The organism is Nocardioides sp., assembly GCF_041393715.1.
GTDB lineage: Bacteria > Actinomycetota > Actinomycetes > Propionibacteriales > Nocardioidaceae > Nocardioides.
In genome coordinates this window covers 168359-189665 of sequence record NZ_JAWKJQ010000005.1, presented here as the reverse complement: position 1 = coordinate 189665, position 21307 = coordinate 168359, and the positions used below count along the sequence as shown (strand labels likewise).

Sequence of the window (21307 nt, the reverse complement as noted above, 5' to 3'; positions counted from 1 at the left end):
GGGGGGCTGATGAACCGATCTGTGACAGTTGGTTAGGCGGCCTGGTCGGCCAGCGTGGTCATGATGGCTTCGAACTCGATGGGGGTCAATCGACCGAGGCGGGCCTGTCGTCGGCGGCGGTGGTAGGTGCGTTCGATCCAGGTCACGATCGCGATGCGGAGCTCGTCGCGGGTTGACCATCGCTGTCGGTCCAGGACGTTGCGTTGGAGCAGTGAGTAGAAGCTCTCCATGGCCGCGTTGTCGCCGGCCGAGCCGACCTGGCCCATCGATCCGAGCATGTGGTGGCGCCACAGCGACTGCTGGAGCTTCCTGCTTCGAAATTGACCGCCCCTGTCCGAATGCAGCTTGCAGCCGGCCACGTTCCCGCCGCGTCGGGCGACCGCGGACTCGACCGCGTCGACGGCGAGCTGGGAGGTCATCCGGTCGGCGATGGAGTAGCCGACGATCCGGTTGGACCAGACGTCCTTGACCGCGCAGATGTAGAGCTTGCCTTCGGTGGTGGGGTGTTCGGAGATGTCGGTGAGCCACAGCTGGTTCGGGCCTGGCGCGGTGAACTCGCGGCGGACCAGGTCATCGTGCGCGGGCGCGCCGGGCAGTCCCTTCCTGCCGCGGCGCTTCTTCCCGAAGGCACACCACCACTGGTTGGTCGAGCAGATCTTCCACACCGTCCGCTCACTGACCTGGTAGCCGGCCGCGGTGACCTCGTCGAAGAGGAACCGGTAGCCGAACTCGGGGTCCTCGCTGTGGGCATCGTAGATCGCGTTCGCCAGATACGCCTCGGTGTACTCGGCGTCGGTGACCGGGCGGGTGAGCCAGGCGTAGTAGTGCTGGCGATGGAGCTTGAGGACCCGGCACGAGACCACCACCGGCACCCGGATCGGGGCGCCGGCAGCAGCCAACTCCTTCACGAGCGGGTAGAGCCTTTTCCCGGGAGCGAGCCCTGGGCCAGGTAGGCCGCAGCCCTTCGGAGCACCTCGCTTTCCTGCTCCAGCAGCCGGTTGCGTCGCTTCAGGTCGCGGTTCTCTCGCAGCACCTCGGGCGAAGCCGTCGAGCGCGGGCTCTCCTCGACGTCAGCGGCACGCAGCCAGGTGTTCAGCGTGGTCTGGTGGATCCCGAAGTCACGAGCGACCTGCTCGATCGACACGTTCGGGCCCCGGTCCCGCGCGACCCGGACGACGTCCTCGCGGAACTCCTTGGGATAGGGCTCGGGCACTGCGACATCCTTCCAGCCTGACGACTCGTCAAGCGATCTCAGATGTCACAGATCCGTTCATCAGCCCCAGGCTTTGCAGAGACCGCACCAGTAGGACCCCGTTGGAGGTCCACGGGTGGCTTGAAGGTCGCCCTCGCCCCATGCCGCAATCCCGCTCGATCAGCACGAACCATCCTGCCGGACAAATCACTCATCTAGCCGCATAGCGTGCGCGATCCTGCCGGTGAGCGGTCGTCAGGCTTGAGCGCTGCAGGTCGAGGGACGCATGCTGAGGCGGATCTGTCGGTTCATGATCCGTCGCGCCGAGCACCGGCGCGCACCTGTGAAGCCGACTTGTGGGTGAGTCTGCTGCACGGATAGGTGACACCTGATCTGCGTCGATGTGTGTCGGCGCTGGAAGGATGTGCACATGCCCAGGCGTTTCCCAAGGAGTTCCGCCAGGACGTGATCCGGGTCTACGGGGACTCCGGTCTCGATGGCTCAGGTCGCGAAGGACTTCGGGATCTCCCTTCGTGTCTGAAGCGTTGGCTGGCGATCGACGAGCGCGGCCGCTGCAGGCTCGACCGGCTCGACCGGTCAGCAGGTCCGATGCGTTGCGTGAGGCCAACAAGCGGATCAAGCTGCTCGAGCAGGAGAACGAGGTCCTGCGTCGTGCCGCGGCGTATCTGTCGCAGGCCCATCTGCCGGGAAAATGATGTACCCGCTCGTCGCGAGCTGGCCGGCGACAGGATCCCCGTCACGGCGACGTGTCGGGTGCTGAAGATCGCTCGCCAGCCCTACTACCGGTGGCTGGCTCCTGCCCGATCACCGACGCCGAGCTGACCGCCGCCTACCGCGCCAACGCCTGTTCGACGCGCACCGCGGCGACCGAGTTCGGCTACCGGTTCCTGGTCTACGAGGCCCGCGAAGCCGGTGAGCCGATGGTATCGAGCGGACCGCCTGGAAGCTCTGCTCGGAGCTGGGCTGGTGGTCGGCGTTCGGGAAGAAGCGAGGCAAGAACAGAGGAAGAAGCCAGGTCCGCCGGTCCACGACGACCTGGTGCTGCGCGACTTCACCGCTGACGCTCCGAACCAGCTTTGGCTGGCCGACATCACCGAGCACTGGACTCGTGAGGGCAGAGGCTCTACCTGTGCGCGGTCAGGATCGTGTTTCTCAACCGAATCGTCGGCTACTCGATCGACTCACGGATGAAGTCGCGTCTGGCGGTCGCGGCGCTGCACCGTACGGTTGCCCGCCGGTGGTGACGTGGCCGGTTGTGCACTTCACACCGATCGCGGGTCGCGGTTCCGGAGCAGGAAGTTCGTCCACGCGCTCAACCGGCACACCATGGTCCGGTTCGATGGGCCGCGTCGGTGCCGCGAGCGACGGCGCGGCCATGGAGTCCTTCTTCTCGCTGCTGCAGAAGAACGTCCTCGACCGCCGCTCCTGGAACACCCGCGAGGAGCTAAGGATCGCAATCGTCTGGATCGAGAGGACCTATCACCGGCGGCGTCGGCAGGCCGCTCTCGGCCGGTTGACCCCATTGGTCTGAACTCATCATGACCACAACCGCCACCCAGGCGGTATAACCGAACCTGTCACCCGTTCGTGCAGCAGACCCGGTAGTCGTGCTCCAACACTGGGTGGTCCGGATCGTCAAGCAGCATCGGGATCTCGATCAGCCCGATGACCGGCGCACCAAGGTCAATGAAGAAGCCGAACCGGTGATGGCTAACACCGCTCCCCCTCAACGATGCGCCCCGGCGCGTAGCGACGAACGGCGTCGACCCACTCCTTCCCGGAGGGCGATCAGGACTCGAAGGCAGCCCATTCATCGCTCGACCCGGTCACATCGGTGATCGTTCCACATGGGCCAGAAGCCGTCCTGGCATACCGCCGTCGCGAGCCTCCGGCAGCGCCGATGTGCGGGCAAGGGAGCTGCATGGAATTCTGTGCGGATGACTGCCGGCAGCCCTCAAAGACGCACTCCGCGATCTCCTAGGCCCGGCTGCCCGATCGCACGGCTACAAGGGCTCCGCCCCCACCTTCCGCAGGTCTTCTGACGTGGGCGACTGGGCAGTGGTGAATGTCCAATCCTTGTCGTGGAGCACTTCAGAGCGTGTTCATGTCGTGAACCCTCGCCTTCGCGCCAGGAGCCGTGGCTGCGTTGGATCCGCGAGAAGTCGGGAAGTCGAGGCCAGGCATGCCAAGACAAGTGAGCAGAGTCCTTCGGGCTATACCGCGAGCGCCTCCATCTGAGGAACCCAGGAAGGCACGCATGGATGGTGGGAAGTCTCGGACAACGCAGTCGGCCCGCTTGCCGTCGAGGACATCAACTCCGAGTTGGAGCGGGCTGGTTGGCCGATCTGGAGAGGTGTTCTCTCGCGAGTCGATGCTGGCAAGGGTTCGTGACGGCACCGACCTCGGGGAGATGAAGCGCTCCGGCTCCACCTCGGCGTTGACCTGCCCCGAGAAGAATTGAGAGATGATGTGAGGAACTCGCAGTCGATCAGGTCTTGGGGTAGAGCGTCGACTGGTCCAGCCGTGGTGGTGGCAGGCACTCATTCACCCCTCTCACTGACTGCCACCGATAGCGTCGGTGGCAGGTCTGCAATGTACGCCGCGTAGGCCGCGGCGTCCTCATGTCGAGCCCGGAGTGGGGCCGTTCGTGGTTGTAGTGCCACGCCCAGTTGGCGACCACGACCCGGGCCTCGGTCAGGGAGTCCGAAGGTCTCGCGGTTGAGGAGCTCGTCGCGCATCAGCCGTTGGGCCGTTGATGCAGCCGTTCTGCTGTGGGTATGCTCTGGACCTGGATCCAGGGGTCACACCCTGGTCTCGCAGCCATTCCAGCGGCCCGGTGGCGATGAACTCCCGGCCGTTGTCGGAGCGGATCAGCTTCGGGCGGCCGTAGCGGTCGAAGACGTCCTCCAGCACCCGGCGCACCTCGGTGGTGCCGATGGAGTACCACGACATGGGAGCCGACACAAACCCGGGTGAACTCATCGACCACGTTCAAGATCCGCAGCCCGGTCCCGCGTGCTGTCCGCAGGCTCATGAAGTCGTAGGACCACACATGTCCTTGGTGGGTCGAGGGCAGGTTCCACAACGCATGTGCATCAGCCCCGATCGCCTTCTGACCTGACTGTTTGCTCCGCGCAGGCGGCACCCGGAGCCCCTCGCGCCGCCACAGCCGCTCCACCCGCTTGACGTTCACATCCCACCCGTCCGCGACCAGCATCGCGTGCACCCGCCGGTACCGAACCGCGGATGCCGGTCGGCGACCTTGACCATCGCCGCCACCAGCCGGACCTCGAAGTCACTGGGCACCGGGACGTACCGCTGGCTCGAGCGGTGCTGACCCACCAGCCGGCACGCCCGCCGTTCCGATACCCCGAACCGCCGGGTCAGCCGGGTCACTGCAGCCCGGCGCCGAGCCGGGCTCACCAGTTTCCCTTCTGCAGGTCCTTGAGCATCGAGATGTCCAACGCCTGCTCGGCAACAATCCGTTTCAGCCGGGCGTTCTCGGCCTCCAGCGCCTTCAACCGCTGGGCCTCGTCCTCCTTCAACGCCCGTGTGATCCGCCACCGATAGAACGTCTGCTCACTGATCCCCAGCCGCTTGCACACCTGCGGGATCGTCGACCCCTGCACCTGCAGCTTCTCAGCCTCCCGCAGCTTCGCCACGATCTGCTCAGTCGTGTACCGCTTCCTAGTCGCCATGACCACCTCCAACAGCACTCTCAAACATCCGAGCACTCACACAGAAGATGGACCGAAAAATCGGGGGGCAGGACATTCATCCCACCCGTCCGCGACCAGCATCGCGTGCACCCGCCGGTACCCGAACCGCGGATGCGGTCGGCGACCTTGACCATCGCCGCCACCAGCCGGACCTCGAAGTCACTGGGCACCGGGACGTACCGCTGGCTCGAGCGGTGCTGACCCACCAGCCAGCACCCGCCGTTCCGATACCCGAACGCCGGGTCAGCGGGTCACTGCAGCCCGGCGCGACCACTGACTCACCAGTTTCCCTTCTGCAGGTCCTTGAGCATCCAGATGTCCAACGCCTGCTCGGCAACAATCCCGTTTCAGCCGGGCGTTCTCGCTGGCCTCCAGCGCCTTCAACCGCTGGGCCTCGTCCTCCTTCAACGCCCCGTACTTGATCCGCCACCGATAGAACGTCTGCTCACTGATCCCCAGCCCAACGCACCTGCGGGATCGTCGACCCCTGCACCTGCAGCTTCTCAGCCTCACAGCTTCGCCACGATCTGCTCAGTCGTGTACCGCTTCCTAATCGCCATGACCACCTCCAACAGCACTCTCAAACATCCGAGCACTCACACAGAAGATGGACCGAAAATCGGGGGCAGGACACCCGCGATAATGAATGGGTGGTCCTTCATTCGCAAGCGAGTTCCACCTCCCCAGACTGGCGTGGTGCCAGATCCGACCGCACCACCATAGGTTTGCTGGGGAGGTACCACCCAGAACTGCTCGCGCGGATCTGCCGCTGTCCTGAGAGTCGGCCAGGGCGCGGCAACGACTGCTGGGGGTCACGGTCGCTGACCTCGAACGACCGGGCTCCCGCCTGCGCCTTACTCCTGCCGCTTCGGCTTGCGCCTCGAGCTCCCCTGGGAGCCTGTTGTCAGGATGCTCAAACGGTAACGCCGAACCGTCCGCATCTACCGCCGATCGAGCGCAACTCTGCCGAGATCAGCACGGCCTGAAGACATACTCGGCATGCCCAGCCAAACCGCGGAAAGCCTCTACCGGCGCTTCCGCGCAGCGATCGACAGCGGATCCGGAGGATGTCGATCGCCGCCAGCGACTGATGATTGAGATCGGCGACGCGCTCGCGCAACGCGGCCTTCCAGCCTCTGTGGCCGGGTTCGTGGACACCGTGCGCCTTGCGTGGCGCGTGTCGCCGGCGCCGAACCCAGAAATGCTCGTGCAGGTCAAGGTAGCGATCTGGCGCGCCCTCGACGCCAAGAACCCAGCGGTGACGGTTCCGCCATTCGGGACGAGGTCGATCGCAGCCTCCGGGCGGCGCTCTGTCTTGCCGAGTTGCCCGAGCCGGATGAACTCGCAGACGTCGCGGGCTGGGCCGCCGAGATGCTGTCGACTGAGCCCTGGCCGCGGCAAACCCGGTACGCATAGCCAACCGGCGGACCGCTCGGAACTGCCGCTGGCCGAGCGCAACCTGGCGTCCGGCACGATGGCTAGGTGCTCCACTCATTCCGCGCCTGGTTCCAGACGAGAGCAGACTGCCCGCGCTGCGGGAGCGCCTGAGCCCCGTCCGCGTCAGGCTCGCTCCTGGAGAGCACTGGCGCGGGCGTACTCTCGTGCCCTTCGTGCGGCGCGAACGACACGGAACGGAGCTCGCTGATTGTGAGCGGCGACTGATGGTGCTCGACCCGTCGAACATCCGCATGGCCGGATGCGCACGCTCTGCGGGGCAGATCGAGCGTTTTGATGGACTTCCAGCGATCCGGAAGCGAGTCTAGGTCCATAGCTAGGCACGCTACGGGTGAGCGGCGACAACGCATCCCTCCGCGGCATGCGAGGTCGTCAGCCACAGCCACCGAGGGCGCTCGTGGTGTGGTGGCGACCTCCTGCGCGGCGTCGGTGAGTCCGGCAGCTAACGAGCGAGGTCCCAGTCGCTGCCCGTGTCGATGTCGAGGTGTCCTCGGGCGTTTCCGATGACGCGGCCCGCTTGGCTCGGTCTCGTTCGCGCTCCTCGAGTACCGACAATGACGCCGTCAGCCGTACCCAGAGGGTCGAGTCAGCACGCAGGTCCCGACGCCATGCCGACACAGTCGAGTCGTCAATCGGCATCTCGTCAGGATCACGTTGTTGCCCGCTTCAGGAGCGCATTCACCGCCGCCCGCATCCCGTGAGAAGTCGCTCCGCACCTCGCCGTAGTTGATCTTGGCGCGTGGCGACCCGTCGGCATCCGCTGTGTGATCGACCGGAACCCTGAGCCGGGTTGACGCGGGTGGTCGCGCCACTCGTCCAGGAACATCGAGAAGAAGTGGTCGATACCGACATGCAGGTAGAATCTCGCAGGGCCAGCTACAGTTGCTCCGACACGGAGAGGTCTTGCCGACGCTGGACACACCTATGAGAACGATCACGTGCCCGCCCATGAGGAGAAGCCTGCCAGTCGCACGCGCCTCGTCAGCAGGCTGCGCTTCTCGCGGCAGAGTTGCGCTCAATCAGCGGCAGATCCCAGAGGATCTAGACTTGGCCTCGCGTGAGGCTCGGGAAGGGCCGTCCCGTTTCCAGGACCAGAGGCGATTCGCTGACCGAGCCCAGGGTCTTGGGCGCCGCTCCGGAATACAGGCCAGGCCGGAGCCTTGCGGGCCTCACGCCCCTTCCGACATGCGGCATAGAGACGTTCTCGGGCAGGATGCCGTCATGTCTCTCACGGCCTCGGAGTTCGTCACCGCGCTGACAGCGGAGGTGCCTGAGACCACAGCCACGCTCGGCAGGCACCTCGCGGACCAGAGGAGCGAACTGCTCCTGCACCTGCTCGCCGAGGACCTGCGGCTGCTTGCTCTCGACTGGTTTGGCGCCGGGCAGACCGACGCGCTGTCGCGCCTGCTATCGGTCATGGAGCGAGGGCTCCGCGATGGTGACGAGAACGTCGAGAACGCCGTTGCCGTGTCCTTCGTTGAAGACCTTGGCTGGTGGGAGCCAGAGATGCAGCCGTTCATCCAGGTGCTGCCGGGTGGAATGCTAGCGGAGGTAGAGAGGCAGCGGAGCCACAGCGAGTGATGCCCACGTTGGTCAACGGACGGCCCACTCAGCGGCATAGGCGGTCGCCTGATGAGGCACCATTCACTCCGTGCGAGAGCCGAGTTGAAGAGCCTGATGCTTGAACCGGATCAACGACGCTGTCCGGAGGATCCAGCCACGTTCGTGCTACGCGTTCGCATGATCATCGGACCTGCGGACGGTCCCGGCGAGTCGTTCGACATGACCCTGCACGCCGGAGTGGCTGGCAGGACAGGCGACGGGTGGTTTCTACGACACACGCCACCACGTAGTCGTTGACTTCAAGGCATTCGACAGAGACACGCTCCACGGTGGCTGACCAAGCAGGTGCAAGCCGTTCAAGCCGAGACTTGGGGCGAGATCGGTGAGCGCCTCGGGCGGCTGGGGTACTGGGAGTTCGAGGATTACCGACCCTGACCGCTCATCGGCAATGTCAGTGCACCGGACAGCGGCATGAGCGATCAGGGGTCAAGCACCCATGGCCCTTCCTAATCGTCGCGCCTAACGTAAGGCAGCGGAATGCCGTTGTCGTGGAGTACGGCCTCATACGCCAGTTGGACTGAACCCAGATCGCCAACGACGGAGGAGAGTTCGCAGCGCAAGACGCAACTTCTCCTGGAGAGGTGGCCCGGCTCAGGTCGTCCTTGAGGTGGCGGAGACGGTCAACAAATCGAGCGAATCATACACGGAACAGCACGCCCGGAAACTTCCGTTCTGGCAGCCGCAGCACAGCGTAGTTGTGCTGTCCCGTGAACATCTCCACCTCTATGCGATCCATGGATTGAGCATGTCAGGGCGTTGTGCCGGACGACCGCTCATCGGCAGAGTCGCGCACTACTCGCGGCATCCGCATACGCGGACTTCAGTGGGCGAGCGCAATTCGGTGTTCCCCGCTTGCTCGCCACGCCAACATACGCTCCGTCACGTCCGGTCCACCAGTCGATCTCACCGCGCTGTTCTGCTGCTTCGAGCATCAGTAGCCGTTGGAAGATGGCTTCAGCAGTGACTCCTTCCCAACGAGCAGGATGGTCATAAGCGTCGTCACGAAGGTCCCAGAAGTTGTCCACCAGCCTGCGCTCGAAGTTCGCCATGCCCGCATGCTAGGCCGTCGAATCTCGCGCACCCGTCGCACGATCACGCTCGCTCAGCGGAAGATCAGCGCGGCCGCGTGCCGCGGGCTGTTCGCGGCAGATCCGGTCGCATCAAACTAGAGAGGAGGTAGTGTTTCCAGCACCTCTTGGAGTTGCGGTGGGACCGCGACCTCGGCGTATTCGAAGTTGGAGCCGACCAACCAGGAGACTTTCCTGGGAAGCGCATGACTCTCCGGATCTCGCCCGACACCACCTCCTCGGTGACCACAGCGGCCTCCGACCTCGTGGTCTCGAGCCTGCTCGATCTCCCACGAGACCTCCGCCCCTGCATCTACGAAGGTGTAACCGATGCTGCGGATACGCAGGTGGCCGTCCTCGCGGGACCAGTCCGATACGGTCGCCTCGGTGGAGGTCGAAGGGATCACGTAGGCGAGGAAGCCTCTTCCGCCCGATTGCAGGACAAGAGTGATCCCCGAACCCGGTTGACGAGTACAACGGAGCGTCGCACCACACTCCTGAGACTTCGGCTGTTGTGATCACAGTTGGAGTATGCCGACCGGGGCAGGACGGGTGCCGGTTGAGGAACAGGGACGCCTCATCTCGGCAGATCCGAGCAGTCGATACCGGGATCTAGCCGAGATGCGGGCACCTCCGCGATATGTAGTGGTCACCCACATCCAGCGTGCGAGCATCCCATGCGTGGCCAGGAACTGCGCGTTGAGCAGTACGTGGAGTTGGTCATCTTCCCGGCGTCACGTGACGACGACCGACCAGACGAGCTAACCGAGGTCCTTGGCATTAGCCCATCGAGCGTATCGGAAGGGCCTCGCCCTTGAGAATGGAACGCGGCGGGCGTTCACCTCGTGGCACTGGTACACCACCGCCGAGCGGGTCGAGAGCGACTGTGAGCGGCTGATCCAGGAGGCTCTGGAGACCTTTAGCGAGCCGGTTGCAGATCGACTCGCAGAGGCCATGGCGCGGTGGCGGCTCTACCCGCAGATTGGGCTGGTCGGCACGATGTACGGGTTCATGGAAGATGCGCCCGACGGTTCTCGGGGCGCTGTCGTGTCGACGCCATCGATGCACCTTTCCCCCGAGACCCTGCAGCGGCTCGCCAACCTGGGATGCGGCCTAGACTTCCGATCAGTTCGTCGTCATTGACGAGTAGTCCCCACGGCTACGCTCGCCCGACTTTGCCGCAGCGAGTGCGCGGCCCTGCCGGCGAGCGGGTGGGCCTGTGCCCGGGTGACTTATAGCTCGGGAAAGTATGCCGCTGCGCGACTGCGCAGATGATTGTTGTAGATGAAGCCCAGCGCGGCGTCTGCTCTGAATAGATACGACTGTGCAGTGGGCGCGTGAATGACGACCGGACGAGCGAAACAGGCGAACTCGACTCGCTGCTTCTCGCACGCCCACGCAACAGCGTCGGGTTCTACCTGCTGCCCGACCATGACCGGGAACAGCGCGATGCCGGTCTGGAGACCGCGTGGGGAGCCACCCTTGGCGCCCCGGGCGTACTCGGTGGCTACTCGGGTGAAGTGCTGGATCGCCGCGAGCGTCACGTGAAGGGTCCTGCTCCGCAGCGATCGTGAACAAGTGAAGCCTCGTTAGTGCCCATCGGATCGGAAGTCGAGCGTCGCCCAACGAGTGCAGGCCCGCCCGGAAGCGAGGTCGTGGTGACCTCGCAGCCGTCGGCGCGCGTAACCGCAGCTCCAGGCCTGAGAGGTAGTCCAGGGGGTCGTTCATGCGCGGATCCTTGCAGAGCGACGTGTCCGAATTGTAGGAGATAAGGGCCAGTGCCCCAACCGGATCTCCCGCTGCCCGCGCGCAGCTCTGCCGATGTTCGGACGTCTTGCCCTTACGCAGGCGAGGATCTGTTCAGCACGTACTCGGCCCACTCGCGCTGGGTCGGCTCCCAAACGGACCGTCTATAGGCAAGCACGTCGGCCGCGCTCACAGGTTCCCGGTGCACCGCTGCGAGGCCATCACACGCGTCGGCAAGCAGCCGGATCCATTCAACATAGTCACCCTCGAAGTCGTCAGGTGCGTCGACGGGCCTCCTCAGGAATGCGGAGGTGCGAATGGTCATCAGAGCCCTTGCGCACAGGGCGGCGCAGGCGTCCATAGCCGCACGGTCCTGGGGTGACGGCCGCCGGGTGAACATGCCCGCAATGCTCCCATGCGTTGCGCCCGGATCTGATCCGGGCGGTCGATGCCAGGGAGTGATTCGGTCGACCAGCCGAGTTGTCCAGGCGGCGACCGGGGTGTCGCAAGCCGATCGTCGTCGCGGAGCGTGTTGACTGGGATGGGCTTGCGGCAGAGGCCGCGGGCGAAACCTCATCATCCAACTTGACCGACCATCCGCAGTTCGTGCAGCCCTAGCGCCCGATGCCGGGTTCACGACTCTAGGTCCGCGCGGATCGCGGAAGAGTCTGGCGCTCCAGTCACAGCGGTAGATCTGGGAGGCCAGGCTCTGATGAAGTTGGCCGTCTTGATCTCGGCGAAGATCTCGTCATCTGGGAGATCTACCTCCTCGTCGAAGTCCTCCTGCTCGTCGGTGGCAAGGAAGGCTTCGATCACCTCGGCCCGAGGCGATGCGTCGGTTTCGGCGGCCCGGGTCCATGAAGCAAGACCGGCCGCCTCAAGCGGTGCGTTCGTTGGTGCTGATGCCGTCGGCGAGTCGAAGTACATCCGGGGGTGTAGCTAAGGCATTCGCCCGTGCCGACGCCCGGTGGGAAGAACCGGACGGTGGTGAAGTCACTGTCGTGGATGGACACTGACAGCCAGATGCCGGCATCCGAGGGGGCCCCTGCGTCGGCTTCGACCTCAGTCCAGCGCCCTTCGGAGTAGACGTAGCTGCCAAAGTAGCCCACGTGTCCCCTCCGCCTTTGACCTGCGACGAGAGTACCGCTCGGCTCGTCTGGTGAGTCCGTGCTCGAGAAGGAGGTCAGGTCAGCAACCTCGGGTCCGAGGGGACAAGTGATGAGGAAGACAGGTTCGTGGCAGACCAGGCAGCATCGCTGTCCCGGTTCTGCTCATCGGTAACACGCGACCTCACGCGGTGCCGGAGCAGCTCGGCAATCCTCCAGGTGCCACTCCGAGAGGCACCGGAGGTCAGTCGCGTCCAGTAGTCGCCGAACTCGCCAGTGAATGAACGCAGCCGAGAGGTCGCCACGACGGTAGGCAGCACGCACAGCATCAAGCGTCATATGCTTCCCCAGATAGCCGCCCAACGCTCTCACACTGTTGTGTCGTGCCCTCGCGCCTCTCAACCGGTTGCACCCGCGACTCCAGGTCGAGGAGGACCAGCCACGGGACGTCCGCGAGCGCGGGCATCGTCTCCACGTGGAGCAGAACCGGGCAATCCGTGGAGGCCCCTGGGGCGGCTGGCAACCTGGTCCGGACCAACGTCAATGCCAGAGCGCGCCGTGTGGCAAGTCGTCCAGATGCACAACCCACTGAACGTCGGCACCGACCGTCGCCAAACAGACCCGCGCCGCCGCAGACCAGCCTCCGTCAGGGCGCCAGCCATCCAGCCTTTGACGACCTGCCTACTCGTCACCACGGCAGACGTGTATCCCGTCTCGCCATGACACTCAGAGGCGGACCCTCGGCTGACTCCATAGGCAGACGATAGATGACCGCCCCATCCCCGCACGCTCATCGGCATGTCCGCTTACGCCTGCCTGCCCAGCTGCGGCGAAACGGGGCACCCTCTTAGGAGCGCTAGTGGCAACGCGTGGCAGTTGGGCTGGTGTTCACGTCAGAGCGTGTGCTGCCTGGAACGGTGTCCCGCAACTCGGGCAGACCAAGGTGCCGAACACGACAGTGAGTTTCGCCCGATCTCGTGACGCCCCTGGTTCCTCGCTTCGGCGAGGATCATCCTTCCGGGAGTCCGCGCTGGGTTCGCAGCCCTGCACAGGAGTCGGCACGACAGGCTTATCAGGTAGTTAGTCAGCAGATGCTCCGGGCCGGCCAGACTGAGCAACAGGAACTCGTCGCAGTCAGGACATTCGACCGGGAGCTCACCGTCGGCGACGTGGCTGAGTGCCGCTGCCAGGCTCCCGTTCTCGAAGGCAAGCACGGCCTGGAGCCCGTAGATGAACTCGGTGTCATCGGCAACCCAGGAGCAGGTTCCGCTGGGCGAGGTCGTGCAACCGCTCGAGCGTTGCAGCCCAGTGCATGTGAACATCCAGACGCTCGCCCGGGCCGTCCGTCGAAGCGACAATGCCAGCCGCCAGATCAGGCGCTGCTATGTAGCCGGCAGGAGGATGCCGCTCGGCTATCTTTGTCAGCAGCGGGAGCGCCGCGTAGCTCGCGGTGTACACAGTGCCCTGATGACAAAGGTGGCTCCAGACCTTGTCCCAGGCCGGTCCGAAGTCGGTCCCGGACTCTTCCAGCTGCTGTGAGTAGGTCGGGGATGTTCTCGGCGGTGCCGTACGCGTGGCGCAGGGCAGCCCACTCGGTCATGCTCGCATCCAACCAGAGTCCGAGATCGGCCAAGAGGCAAGATGAGTCAGGGACCGCGATCTCATCGCGCAGGAGCCACCCTCAAAGTCGGCAAGATCGCGCACCTGCGGCGAATAAGTGCGTTTCGTGACAGAGTCACGCCGTGGATGATCGGGACCTTGCTCGCTGGCAAGAGCATGGGCGGGAGCACGGCTACATCCGTGCGAGGCTGCGGCTTCTGAGTACCGAGCAAGGCGGACGCCAAGAAGGGCCGATCTACTCAGGCTACAGATCATGCAGGAGCTTCCCATCCGAGGTGCGCGCGGACATGCATGCATGACGGCCCGCTCCTGATCGAGGGGAGGACATGCTGACTCCCGGAGAGACGGCCATCCTGCGCCTTCATCCTCTGTTTCCGGACTACTGGCCCGAGGTGTCCGACAGGCTGTCGCTGGGCATGTTCGAGGGCTCGCGCAAGGTCGGCGAGGCCGGGGTGATCGAGGTCGTAGCGCCAGATCGCTGACGCCCTCTCATTGGCTGAATTAGGCTCGACTGCGTCCACCGAAGGCCAACTTCGAATGGACACTTGGCGCCAGTAGGACCATGCAACGATCAGGGCATGGTGAATGAGCCAATGCCCGGGCAGTTGACCGTCGGTCGGCTGAGGGAAACACTTGAGGGCATCAGGACGCCGCCGTTGTCGCGCTAGAACTTCGCGCGCGTTCAGATGGCTTGACCCCCATCGTGGCTATCGAAGTAGCTGAAGAGCAGTCGATGGAGTCGCCGGTCTTCCGGCTTCGCGTGCCCGAGTAGCGGCGGAGGCAACAGCCGCTGCGGTCCTGATCTCGGCACGATCGCGCTCGCCAGGCGGTAGATCCGGGCGCCTACTTGGTGAAGTGGCGCTCGTGTTCCTCACCTGTCGCAAGGTCAGCCACCAAGTGATAGGCGGAAGTAGGTGTTCCACGTGAGCCGGTCGAACACCGCTACGCGGATACGGCAACAAATGTGTCCTTGTCCTCAGGCACCTTCTCCCACGCCATCGAGCCATCGGGGAGAACGCGAGAGATCTTCGAGAGTAGCCCCGCTCTCTGCGAACTCGATGATGACCTGACCAGTCACGCCGCTCGTCATGCGACCATCATCCATCCTCACATCGGCTGCGCTGCGCGCCTGCCCGACTAGATCAGTGCGCCAACGTGAGTCGAGCGATCCAGGAGCAGGTGCTCGTAGAAGGGCCGCGCATCCTCCGGGAACGAGGTCAGTGACCTCTCCAACTCGTCTGCCGCACGCTCAAGCCTGCTCGCTGGTCTGCCCGTAGGCGCCCGCCCGAGACCACGGACGACGCCTGGCAAAATACTGGATGTCTGCGTCAATCATGACCGCGTCAACCTCGCCGTAGTCGAGGCCCTTCTCAACGGAGGCAGGAAACGGCTCAGCGCTGTGACGGCACACTTCCTCCGCAAGTTCGACCACGGGTCCATCCCTAGGAACTGGTGCCCGGGTCTCGGCAAAGTCGTGCACTGGTCGTAGACGCGCGGGCGCCTACGGGGCTGGCGTTGACCCTCGGAAGTCCGAGACAATCGTCCAGCCCACAGCGCAACAACCAGAGGGAGGGCGGCAGGTGACCAGAGACCCAGAGCAACTACATGTGGGTACCGGCCGCCTACGCCGTCCTTGCCATTGGGATTGGCGCAGTCCTCGTCAGTCAAGCGACTTCGTCGGCCGCGTTGCTTCTCGCGGCAGTGGCGGTGGCCGCCGGCGGTGCGACAGGCTGGGTGCTCGGACGGTGACCGCGGACACTCCAAGATCCCTGTAGGCGGACACGTCATCTCCCTTCCTGCGGACAGCTGATCTCCCTTTCCGCGGGTGTTGTGGGCCGGTGTGTCGGTCCGAAGCCAGAGGTCCCTCCGGGGCTTCGCTCGAGGTCTCTGACCACGCACGAGCGGACCCACCGGAGGGACTGTTGAAGAAGTCTGACAGGGAGATCATGGAGATTCTGGAAGCGTTCGATGCCACCGGCTGTGCCCATTCGGCGGCCGCGCTGGCGGGGGTGGACCCGAAAACGGTGCGCCGGTATGTGGCCAAGCGGGAGGCCGGTGAGCCGGTCGATGGGCCGGTGGCGCGGCCCAAGCTGATCGACGCGTACGTGGACAAGATCGAGGAGCTGGTCGAGACCTCTCAGGGCGCTGTGCGAGCCGATGTGACCCATGAGCGGCTGATCGCGATGGGGTTCACCGGGGACGAGCGGACCACTCGCCGTGCGGTCGCAGCGGCCAAGGCCGCCTACGTCTCCGGGCACCGGCGCGGGTATCGGCCCTGGATCACCGAGCCGGGGCTGTGGCTGCAGTTCGACTGGGGCGCCGGGCCGGTGGTGTTCGGCCCCGATGGCCGGCCGCGTCCGACGCTGCTGTTCTGCGCCTGGCTGGCCTGGTCGCGGTTCCGGGTGGTGCTGCCGACCTGGGACCGCAAGATGGGCACGCTGTTGACCTGCCTGGACGCCACGCTGCGTCGGGTGGGTGGGGCCCCGGCGTTCGCGCTGACCGACAACGAGAAGACTGTGACCGTCGAGCACGTTGCCGGGATCGCGGTGCGGCACCCGCTGATGGTCGCGGCCGGCCGGCACTACGGGCTGACCGTGCACACCTGCGTGCCGTTCGACCCGGAGTCCAAGGGCGGCTCGGAGGCCACCGTCCGGATCGCGAAAGCGGATCTGGTGCCCACGAGCGCGAACCTGCGCACCGGCTACAACTCCTTTGCCGAGCTGGTCGAGGCGTGCGAGGCGTTCTGCGTCAAGGTCAACACCCGGATGCACCGGGAGACCCACCGGGTCCCGGCCGAGGCATTGCAGGTGGAGCAGGGTCGGATGCATCCGGTCCCGGCCGCACCGTTCACCGCGGCACTCGGCGAAACCAGAACGGTCACTACCGATCAGACGGTCCGGTTCGGGTCGGTGCGCTACTCCACTCCGCCCGGATTGATCGGCCAGGAGGTCTGGGTGCGCGTCGACGGTGAGGAGCTGGTGATCGCCGCCAGCGGGGATCTTGCCGGGCACGCGGGTCTGGTCGAGGTGGCCCGACACCGGCTGTCCACCCCGGGGAACCCGCGGATCGACCTGTCGCACTATCCCGACCACCCCCAGGACCCGGACGGGTCACCGAGGCCGCCCCGACCGCGACCGCGCAGCGATGCCGAGAAGGCGTTCCTGGCCCTGGGGCCGGGGGCGCACGCCTGGCTGGTCGAGGCCGCCGCGGCCGGCGCGCAGCGGGTCCGGTCGAAGATGACCGCCGCACTCGAGCTGGCCGCGCTGGTCGGGACCGAGCCGGTCGACGCCGCGTTGGGTGTCGCCGCGGCCGCAGGCCGGTTCGCCGAGGGCGACCTGCTCGCCATCGTCGAGCACCAAGCCGCCGGGGACTCAATCGCCGCACTGGTGGTCCCCGACGAAGAACACTCGGCCCAGCCCGGCACCAGCGCCTGGGCCACCTTCGGCACCCGAACCCCGGTCGACCAGCTCGGTCCCGATGTTGAAGGCGAGGTGTTCTGATGGCGACCCGCACCGCCAGCCCGACACCGGCGCCGGAGTTGCCCGAGGAGCTGCTGGCTGTGTTGAAGCGGATGCGGCTGCCCTACCTGCGCAACGCCGCCCCCGAAGTGCTCGCCACCGCACGGGCCCAACGCTGGGACCCCGCCGAAGTGCTCCGAGTGCTCATCGCCGAGGAGATCCGCGGCCGCGACGAGGCCACCCGGCGGATGCGCCGCAAGGCCGCCGGACTCCCGGCCGGGAAGACCTTCGACTCCTGGCGCGAAGCCGACTCCTCGATCCCACCCGGCACCCAGACCGGGCTGGCCACCCTGGAATGGGTCGGCCGCGCGGAGAACCTGGCCATCGCCGGACCATCCGGCACCGGGAAGACCCACTTCATCGAAGCGCTCGCGCACAAAGTCATCGACGCCGGCATGCGAGTCTCCTGGTTCACCCTGGAAACCCTTACCGCCGCGATCGGCAAAGCCGCCGTGGACGGGTCCATCGCCAAGACCGTCGCCCGGATCACCCGCGCCGAGCTCATCGTGATCGATGACATCGGCATGCTCCCCGCCGGGCAGGCCGCTGGCGAGGCGTTCTACCGCGTCGTCGACGCCGCCTACGAGCGCCGTTCCATCGCCGTCACCAGCAATCTGCATCCCTCCGGGTTCGACACGATCATGCCCAAGACCCTGGCCACCGCCACCGTCGACCGGCTCCTGCACCACGCCCACGTCGTGCTCACCGAGGGCACCTCGCTACGCCTGACCGAAGCCACCGCCGGCCGAGGAGTGGTGCCCCTGGAGTGAACCGACAGGGAGATCAACTGTCCGCGGACAAGGACATCACCTGTCCGCCAGCAGGGAGATCAGCCGACCGCCCACAGGGAGATCCCGCTGTCCGTTGACAGACGGTGGTACGAGAACAGGCGACTGGGGCGGGGCGCAGTCCCGAGTCTCGCAGTGCATCTGTGTGGGTTGTCGCCGGGCTCGGCTCCACCACGACGGTTGCGGTCACATCCCGGTTGGGCGGCGATTTCGCCTACGTTTCTGGTGCTTTCGCATGGTCGTCCTCTCGGTGAGGACCCAGCGCATCATCCTGCCGATGGCAGATCGCAGGTCAGGCGCTGTCGCCTCCGTCCCGCGGATCCCATCGGTGGAGCTGAGGGTGCCTGGGTTCACGACATAGGTCACAGGTGACAGGTCGCTGGTGAGTCGCGACATCGGTCGCACCTTGCTGGGTGGCGCTCGTGTTCCTCACCTGTCGCAAGGTCAGCCACCAAGTGATAGGCGGAGTAGGTGTTCCACGTGAGCCGGTCGAACACCGCTACGGATACGGCAACAAATGTGTCCTTGTCCTCGGGCACCTTCTCCCACGCCATCGAGCCATCGGGGAGAACGCGAGAGATCTTCGAGAGTAGCCGCTCTCTGCGAACTCGATGATGACCTGACCAGTCACGCCGCTCGTCATGCGACCATCATCCATCCTCACATCGGCTGCGCTGCGCGCTTCTCGCGACTAGATCAGTGCGCCAACGTGAGTCGAGCGATCCGGAGCAGGTGCTCGTAGAAGGGCCGCGCATCCTCGGGAACGAGGTCAGTGACCTCTCCAACTCGTCTGCCGCACGCTCAAGCCCTGCTCGCTGGTCTGCCCGTAGGCGCCCGCCCGAGACCACGGACGACGCCCAACCGTGGATGTCTGCGTCAATCATGACCGCGTCAACCTCGCCGTAGTCGAGGCCCTTCTCAACGGAGGCAGGAAACGGCTCGGCGCTGTGACGGCGCACTTCCTCCGCAAGTTCGACCACGGGTCCATCCTAGGAACTGGTGCCCGGGTCTCGGCAAAGTCGTGCACTGGTCGTAGACGCGCGGGCGCCTACGGGGCTTGGCGTTGACCCTCGGAAGTCCGAGACAATCGTCCAGCCCACAGCGCAACCAGAGGGAGGGCCGGCAGGTGACCGAGACCCAGAGCAACTACATGTGGGTACCGGCCGCCTACGCCGTCCTTGCCATTGGGATTGGCGCAGTCCTCGTCAGTCAAGCGACTTCGTCGGCCGCGTTGCTTCTCGCGGCAGTGGCGGTGGCCGCCGGCGGTGCGACAGGCTGGGTGCTCGGACGGTGGTACGAAAACAGGCGACTGGGGCGGGGCGCAGGTCCCGAGGAATCTCGCAGTGCATCTGTGTGGGTTGTCGCCGGGCTCGGCTCCACCACGACGGTTGCGGTCACATCCCGGTTGGGCGGCGATTTCGCCTACGTTTCTGGTGCTTTCGCATGGTCGTCCTCTCGGTGAGGACCCAGCGCATCATCCTGCCAAATGACGAATCCGCAGGTCAGAGGCACTGTCGCCTCCGTCCCGCGGATCCCATCGGTGGAGCTGAGGGGACTCGAACCCCTGACCCCCTGCATGCCATGCAGGTGCGCTACCAGCTGCGCCACAGCCCCGCGGTCGTCGCCCTGGCGGCGCCTGGGCAACTCGGGAATCTTAGCGGGCGGGCTCGTCGGAGACGAAATCGCCCCCGGCGGCCGCGGCTCCCGGGCCGGGCTCGTCGCGGGGGGCGTCCTCGGCGGACAGGTTGTAGCCGGCGAGCCGCCAGCGGGCCTCGCCGCCGAGGAAGCTCGAGGCCGAGTGCACCAGCTCCACCCAGTGGGCGTTGCGGAGCACTCCGAGCGCCTCACGTCCCGGGCGGCCCAGGCCGAGCACCTCGGCGAGCGCCGCCTTCAGGGCGGCCCCGTGGGTGACCACGACCCCGCACTCCCCCGGGCCGAGGTCGGCCATCGCCGCCGCGAGCGCGGGCACGAACCTGGCCAGCACCTCGTCGTCGGACTCGGCGCCCGGGATGCCGCCGTGGCCGGCCCGCCACGCGGCGTACTCCCGGGGGTGCCGCTCGGCGAACTCCGCAAGGGTCAGCCCGGTGCGCTCGCCGACGGAGTACTCCCGGAAGGCGGTGGTCGTCTCGACCAGGAGCCCGGTCGCGGCGGCCACCCGGTCGGCGGTCTCGCGCGCTCGCGCCAGATCGGACGACCACAGCCGGACCGGGCCGAGCGGCGCGAGGGCGCGGGCCGCGGCCTCCGCCTGCGCCCGGCCCAGGTCGTCGAGCGGTACGTCGGCGTGCCCCTGCGCGCGGCCCACGGCGTTCCAGGCGGTGCGGCCGTGGCGGAGCAGGATCAGCGCCCGCCGGTCACTCATCGTCGTCGACGGCCGGCTCGACCGGATCGCCCGACGGGCCCTCGGTGACCTCAGCCGGCAGCGTCATCAGTGGACAGTCTCGCCAGAGCCGCTCCAGGGCGTAGAACTGCCGCTCCTCCTCGTGCTGCACGTGCACCACGATCTCGCCGTAGTCGAGCAGCACCCAGCGGCCCTCGCGGTGCCCCTCGCGGCGGATCGGCTTGGCGTCGAGCTCGCGGAGCTTCTTCTCGATCTCGTCGACGATCGCGCGGACCTGGCGGTCGTTGGGCGCCGAGGCCAGCAGGAAGGCGTCGGTGATCGCCAGCTGCTCGGAGACGTCGAAGGCGATGATGTGCTGGGCAAGCTTGTCGGACGCCGCCAGCGCGGCGGTGCTGACGAGCTCGTGGGCGTGGTCGGTGGCGGTCATGCCGGAGGCGATCCTGCCGTCTGCGTCGGGGCGCCGGTCGCGTGGCCGGTGCCGGATGGTCGGTCGGGCTGGTAGAGGTCGTTCTTGGCGAGGTACTGGACCACCCCGTCGGGCACGAGGTACCACACCGGCTCGCCGCGCCGCCGCCGCTCCCGGCAGTCCGACGAGGAGATCGCCAGCGCCGGCACCTCGACCAGCGTCACCCGCTCGGCGGGGATCTTCGCCAGCGTCTCGGGCGGCATGGTGTAGCCGGGCCGGGTGCAGCCCACGAAGGTCGCCAGGTCGAACAGCTCGTCGGCGTCGCGCCAGGTGAAGATGTCGGCGAGCGCGTCGGCGCCGGTGATGAAGTAGAGCTCGGCGTCGGGCAGCTCGCGGCGGAGGTCGCGCAGCGTGTCGGTGGTGTACGTCGGCCCGTCGCGGTCGATGTCGACCCGGGAGACCCAGAACCTCGGGTTCGACGCCGTCGCGATCACCGTCATCAGGTAGCGGTGCTCCGCCGGGCTCACCTGGCGGTCGGACTTCTGCCAGGGGTCGCCGGTGGGCACGAAGACCACCTCGTCGAGGCCGAACCAGGCCTGCACCTCCGACGCGGCCACCAGGTGGCCGTGATGGATGGGGTCGAAGGTGCCGCCCATCACGCCGATCCGCCGGGGCCCGTCCTCGGCGGATCGGGCCGCGGTGCCGGGC

General features: G+C 66.3%; 17 protein-coding genes, 1 tRNA gene and 2 pseudogenes. 8 read left to right on the top strand and 12 right to left on the bottom strand.

The window, feature by feature from the left end; all coding sequences use genetic code 11:
• Positions 1–32 precede the first annotated feature (32 nt).
• Positions 33–1213 (bottom strand): IS3 family transposase gene (locus R2740_RS09820; protein ID WP_371302498.1). Its coding sequence is split into 2 segments (ribosomal slippage): positions 33–926 and positions 929–1213, totalling 1179 coding nucleotides; the frame shifts between segments, so codons are not numbered across the junction.
• A gap of 393 nt (positions 1214–1606) precedes the next feature.
• Here R2740_RS09820 and R2740_RS09815 point away from each other — a divergent pair.
• Positions 1607–2781 (top strand): annotated as a pseudogene (locus tag R2740_RS09815) (IS3 family transposase).
• A 920-nt stretch (positions 2782–3701) separates the two neighbouring features.
• Here the strand turns inward: R2740_RS09815 and R2740_RS09810 are convergent.
• The 4 genes and pseudogenes from R2740_RS09810 to R2740_RS09795 all read right to left on the bottom strand — a co-directional run.
• Positions 3702–3914: pseudogene (locus R2740_RS09810) on the bottom strand (integrase core domain-containing protein); the annotation flags it as partial.
• A 36-nt stretch (positions 3915–3950) separates the two neighbouring features.
• Entirely contained in the window at positions 3951–4439 is a 489-nt protein-coding gene (locus R2740_RS09805) for a hypothetical protein (RefSeq protein WP_371302497.1), read from the bottom strand.
• A 193-nt stretch (positions 4440–4632) separates the two neighbouring features.
• A complete protein-coding gene (locus R2740_RS09800) occupies positions 4633–4929 on the bottom strand; it encodes a transposase (protein WP_371302496.1) in 297 nt (98 codons plus the stop codon).
• Positions 4930–5175: 246 nt separating this feature from the next.
• Positions 5176–5445: a transposase gene (locus R2740_RS09795; RefSeq protein WP_371302495.1), complete on the bottom strand. Its 270-nt coding sequence runs from the start codon at positions 5443–5445 to the stop codon at positions 5176–5178.
• 2163 nt (positions 5446–7608) lie between these two features.
• Here R2740_RS09795 and R2740_RS09790 point away from each other — a divergent pair.
• Both R2740_RS09790 and R2740_RS09785 read left to right on the top strand, forming a co-directional pair.
• Positions 7609–7968: a hypothetical protein gene (locus tag R2740_RS09790; RefSeq protein ID WP_371302494.1), complete on the top strand. Its 360-nt coding sequence runs from the start codon at positions 7609–7611 to the stop codon at positions 7966–7968.
• A 288-nt stretch (positions 7969–8256) separates the two neighbouring features.
• A complete protein-coding gene (locus R2740_RS09785) occupies positions 8257–8385 on the top strand; it encodes an Imm8 family immunity protein (protein ID WP_371302643.1) in 129 nt (42 codons plus the stop codon).
• Positions 8386–8647: 262 nt separating this feature from the next.
• Here R2740_RS09785 and R2740_RS09780 read toward each other — a convergent pair whose 3' ends face one another.
• A complete protein-coding gene (locus tag R2740_RS09780; protein WP_371302493.1) occupies positions 8648–8746 on the bottom strand; it encodes a hypothetical protein in 99 nt (32 codons plus the stop codon).
• 37 nt (positions 8747–8783) lie between these two features.
• The gene (locus R2740_RS09775; RefSeq protein ID WP_371302492.1) at positions 8784–9059 is read right to left on the bottom strand and encodes a hypothetical protein; all 276 of its coding nucleotides are present in this window, start codon (positions 9057–9059) and stop codon (positions 8784–8786) included.
• Between the two features lie 792 nt (positions 9060–9851).
• Here R2740_RS09775 and R2740_RS09770 point away from each other — a divergent pair.
• Both R2740_RS09770 and R2740_RS09765 read left to right on the top strand, forming a co-directional pair.
• A complete protein-coding gene (locus tag R2740_RS09770) occupies positions 9852–10220 on the top strand; it encodes a DUF4279 domain-containing protein (protein WP_371302491.1) in 369 nt (122 codons plus the stop codon).
• Positions 10221–10414: 194 nt separating this feature from the next.
• On the top strand, positions 10415–10651 hold the full coding sequence (locus tag R2740_RS09765) for a hypothetical protein (RefSeq protein ID WP_371302490.1): 237 nt from the start codon (positions 10415–10417) through the stop codon (positions 10649–10651).
• Positions 10652–11456: 805 nt separating this feature from the next.
• Here R2740_RS09765 and R2740_RS09760 read toward each other — a convergent pair.
• Positions 11457–11750 (bottom strand): hypothetical protein, encoded by a 294-nt coding sequence (locus R2740_RS09760; protein WP_371302489.1) that lies wholly within the window; start codon positions 11748–11750, stop codon positions 11457–11459.
• A gap of 2125 nt (positions 11751–13875) precedes the next feature.
• Between R2740_RS09760 and R2740_RS09755 the strand changes: the two genes are divergently transcribed.
• From R2740_RS09755 to istB, 3 genes are all read left to right on the top strand, one after another.
• Entirely contained in the window at positions 13876–14031 is a 156-nt protein-coding gene (locus R2740_RS09755) for a hypothetical protein (RefSeq protein ID WP_371302488.1), read from the top strand.
• A gap of 1464 nt (positions 14032–15495) precedes the next feature.
• The gene (gene istA, locus R2740_RS09750) at positions 15496–17049 is read left to right on the top strand and encodes an IS21 family transposase (RefSeq protein WP_371302642.1); all 1554 of its coding nucleotides are present in this window, start codon (positions 15496–15498) and stop codon (positions 17047–17049) included.
• Complete coding sequence (gene istB / locus R2740_RS09745) at positions 17049–17837, top strand: IS21-like element helper ATPase IstB (protein WP_371302487.1); 789 nt, start codon at positions 17049–17051, stop codon at positions 17835–17837. Before istA ends, istB begins: the two co-directional genes overlap by 1 nt.
• A gap of 1559 nt (positions 17838–19396) precedes the next feature.
• Here istB and R2740_RS09740 read toward each other — a convergent pair.
• From R2740_RS09740 to nadD, 4 genes are all read right to left on the bottom strand, one after another.
• A tRNA-Ala gene (locus R2740_RS09740) sits at positions 19397–19469 on the bottom strand.
• Between the two features lie 40 nt (positions 19470–19509).
• A complete protein-coding gene (locus R2740_RS09735) occupies positions 19510–20214 on the bottom strand; it encodes a histidine phosphatase family protein (RefSeq protein WP_371302486.1) in 705 nt (234 codons plus the stop codon).
• On the bottom strand, positions 20207–20620 hold the full coding sequence (gene rsfS, locus R2740_RS09730; RefSeq protein WP_371302485.1) for a ribosome silencing factor: 414 nt from the start codon (positions 20618–20620) through the stop codon (positions 20207–20209). Before rsfS ends, R2740_RS09735 begins: the two co-directional genes overlap by 8 nt.
• Complete coding sequence (nadD, locus tag R2740_RS09725; RefSeq protein ID WP_371302641.1) at positions 20617–21264, bottom strand: nicotinate-nucleotide adenylyltransferase; 648 nt, start codon at positions 21262–21264, stop codon at positions 20617–20619. Before nadD ends, rsfS begins: the two co-directional genes overlap by 4 nt.
• Between the last annotated feature and the right edge of the window lie 43 nt (positions 21265–21307).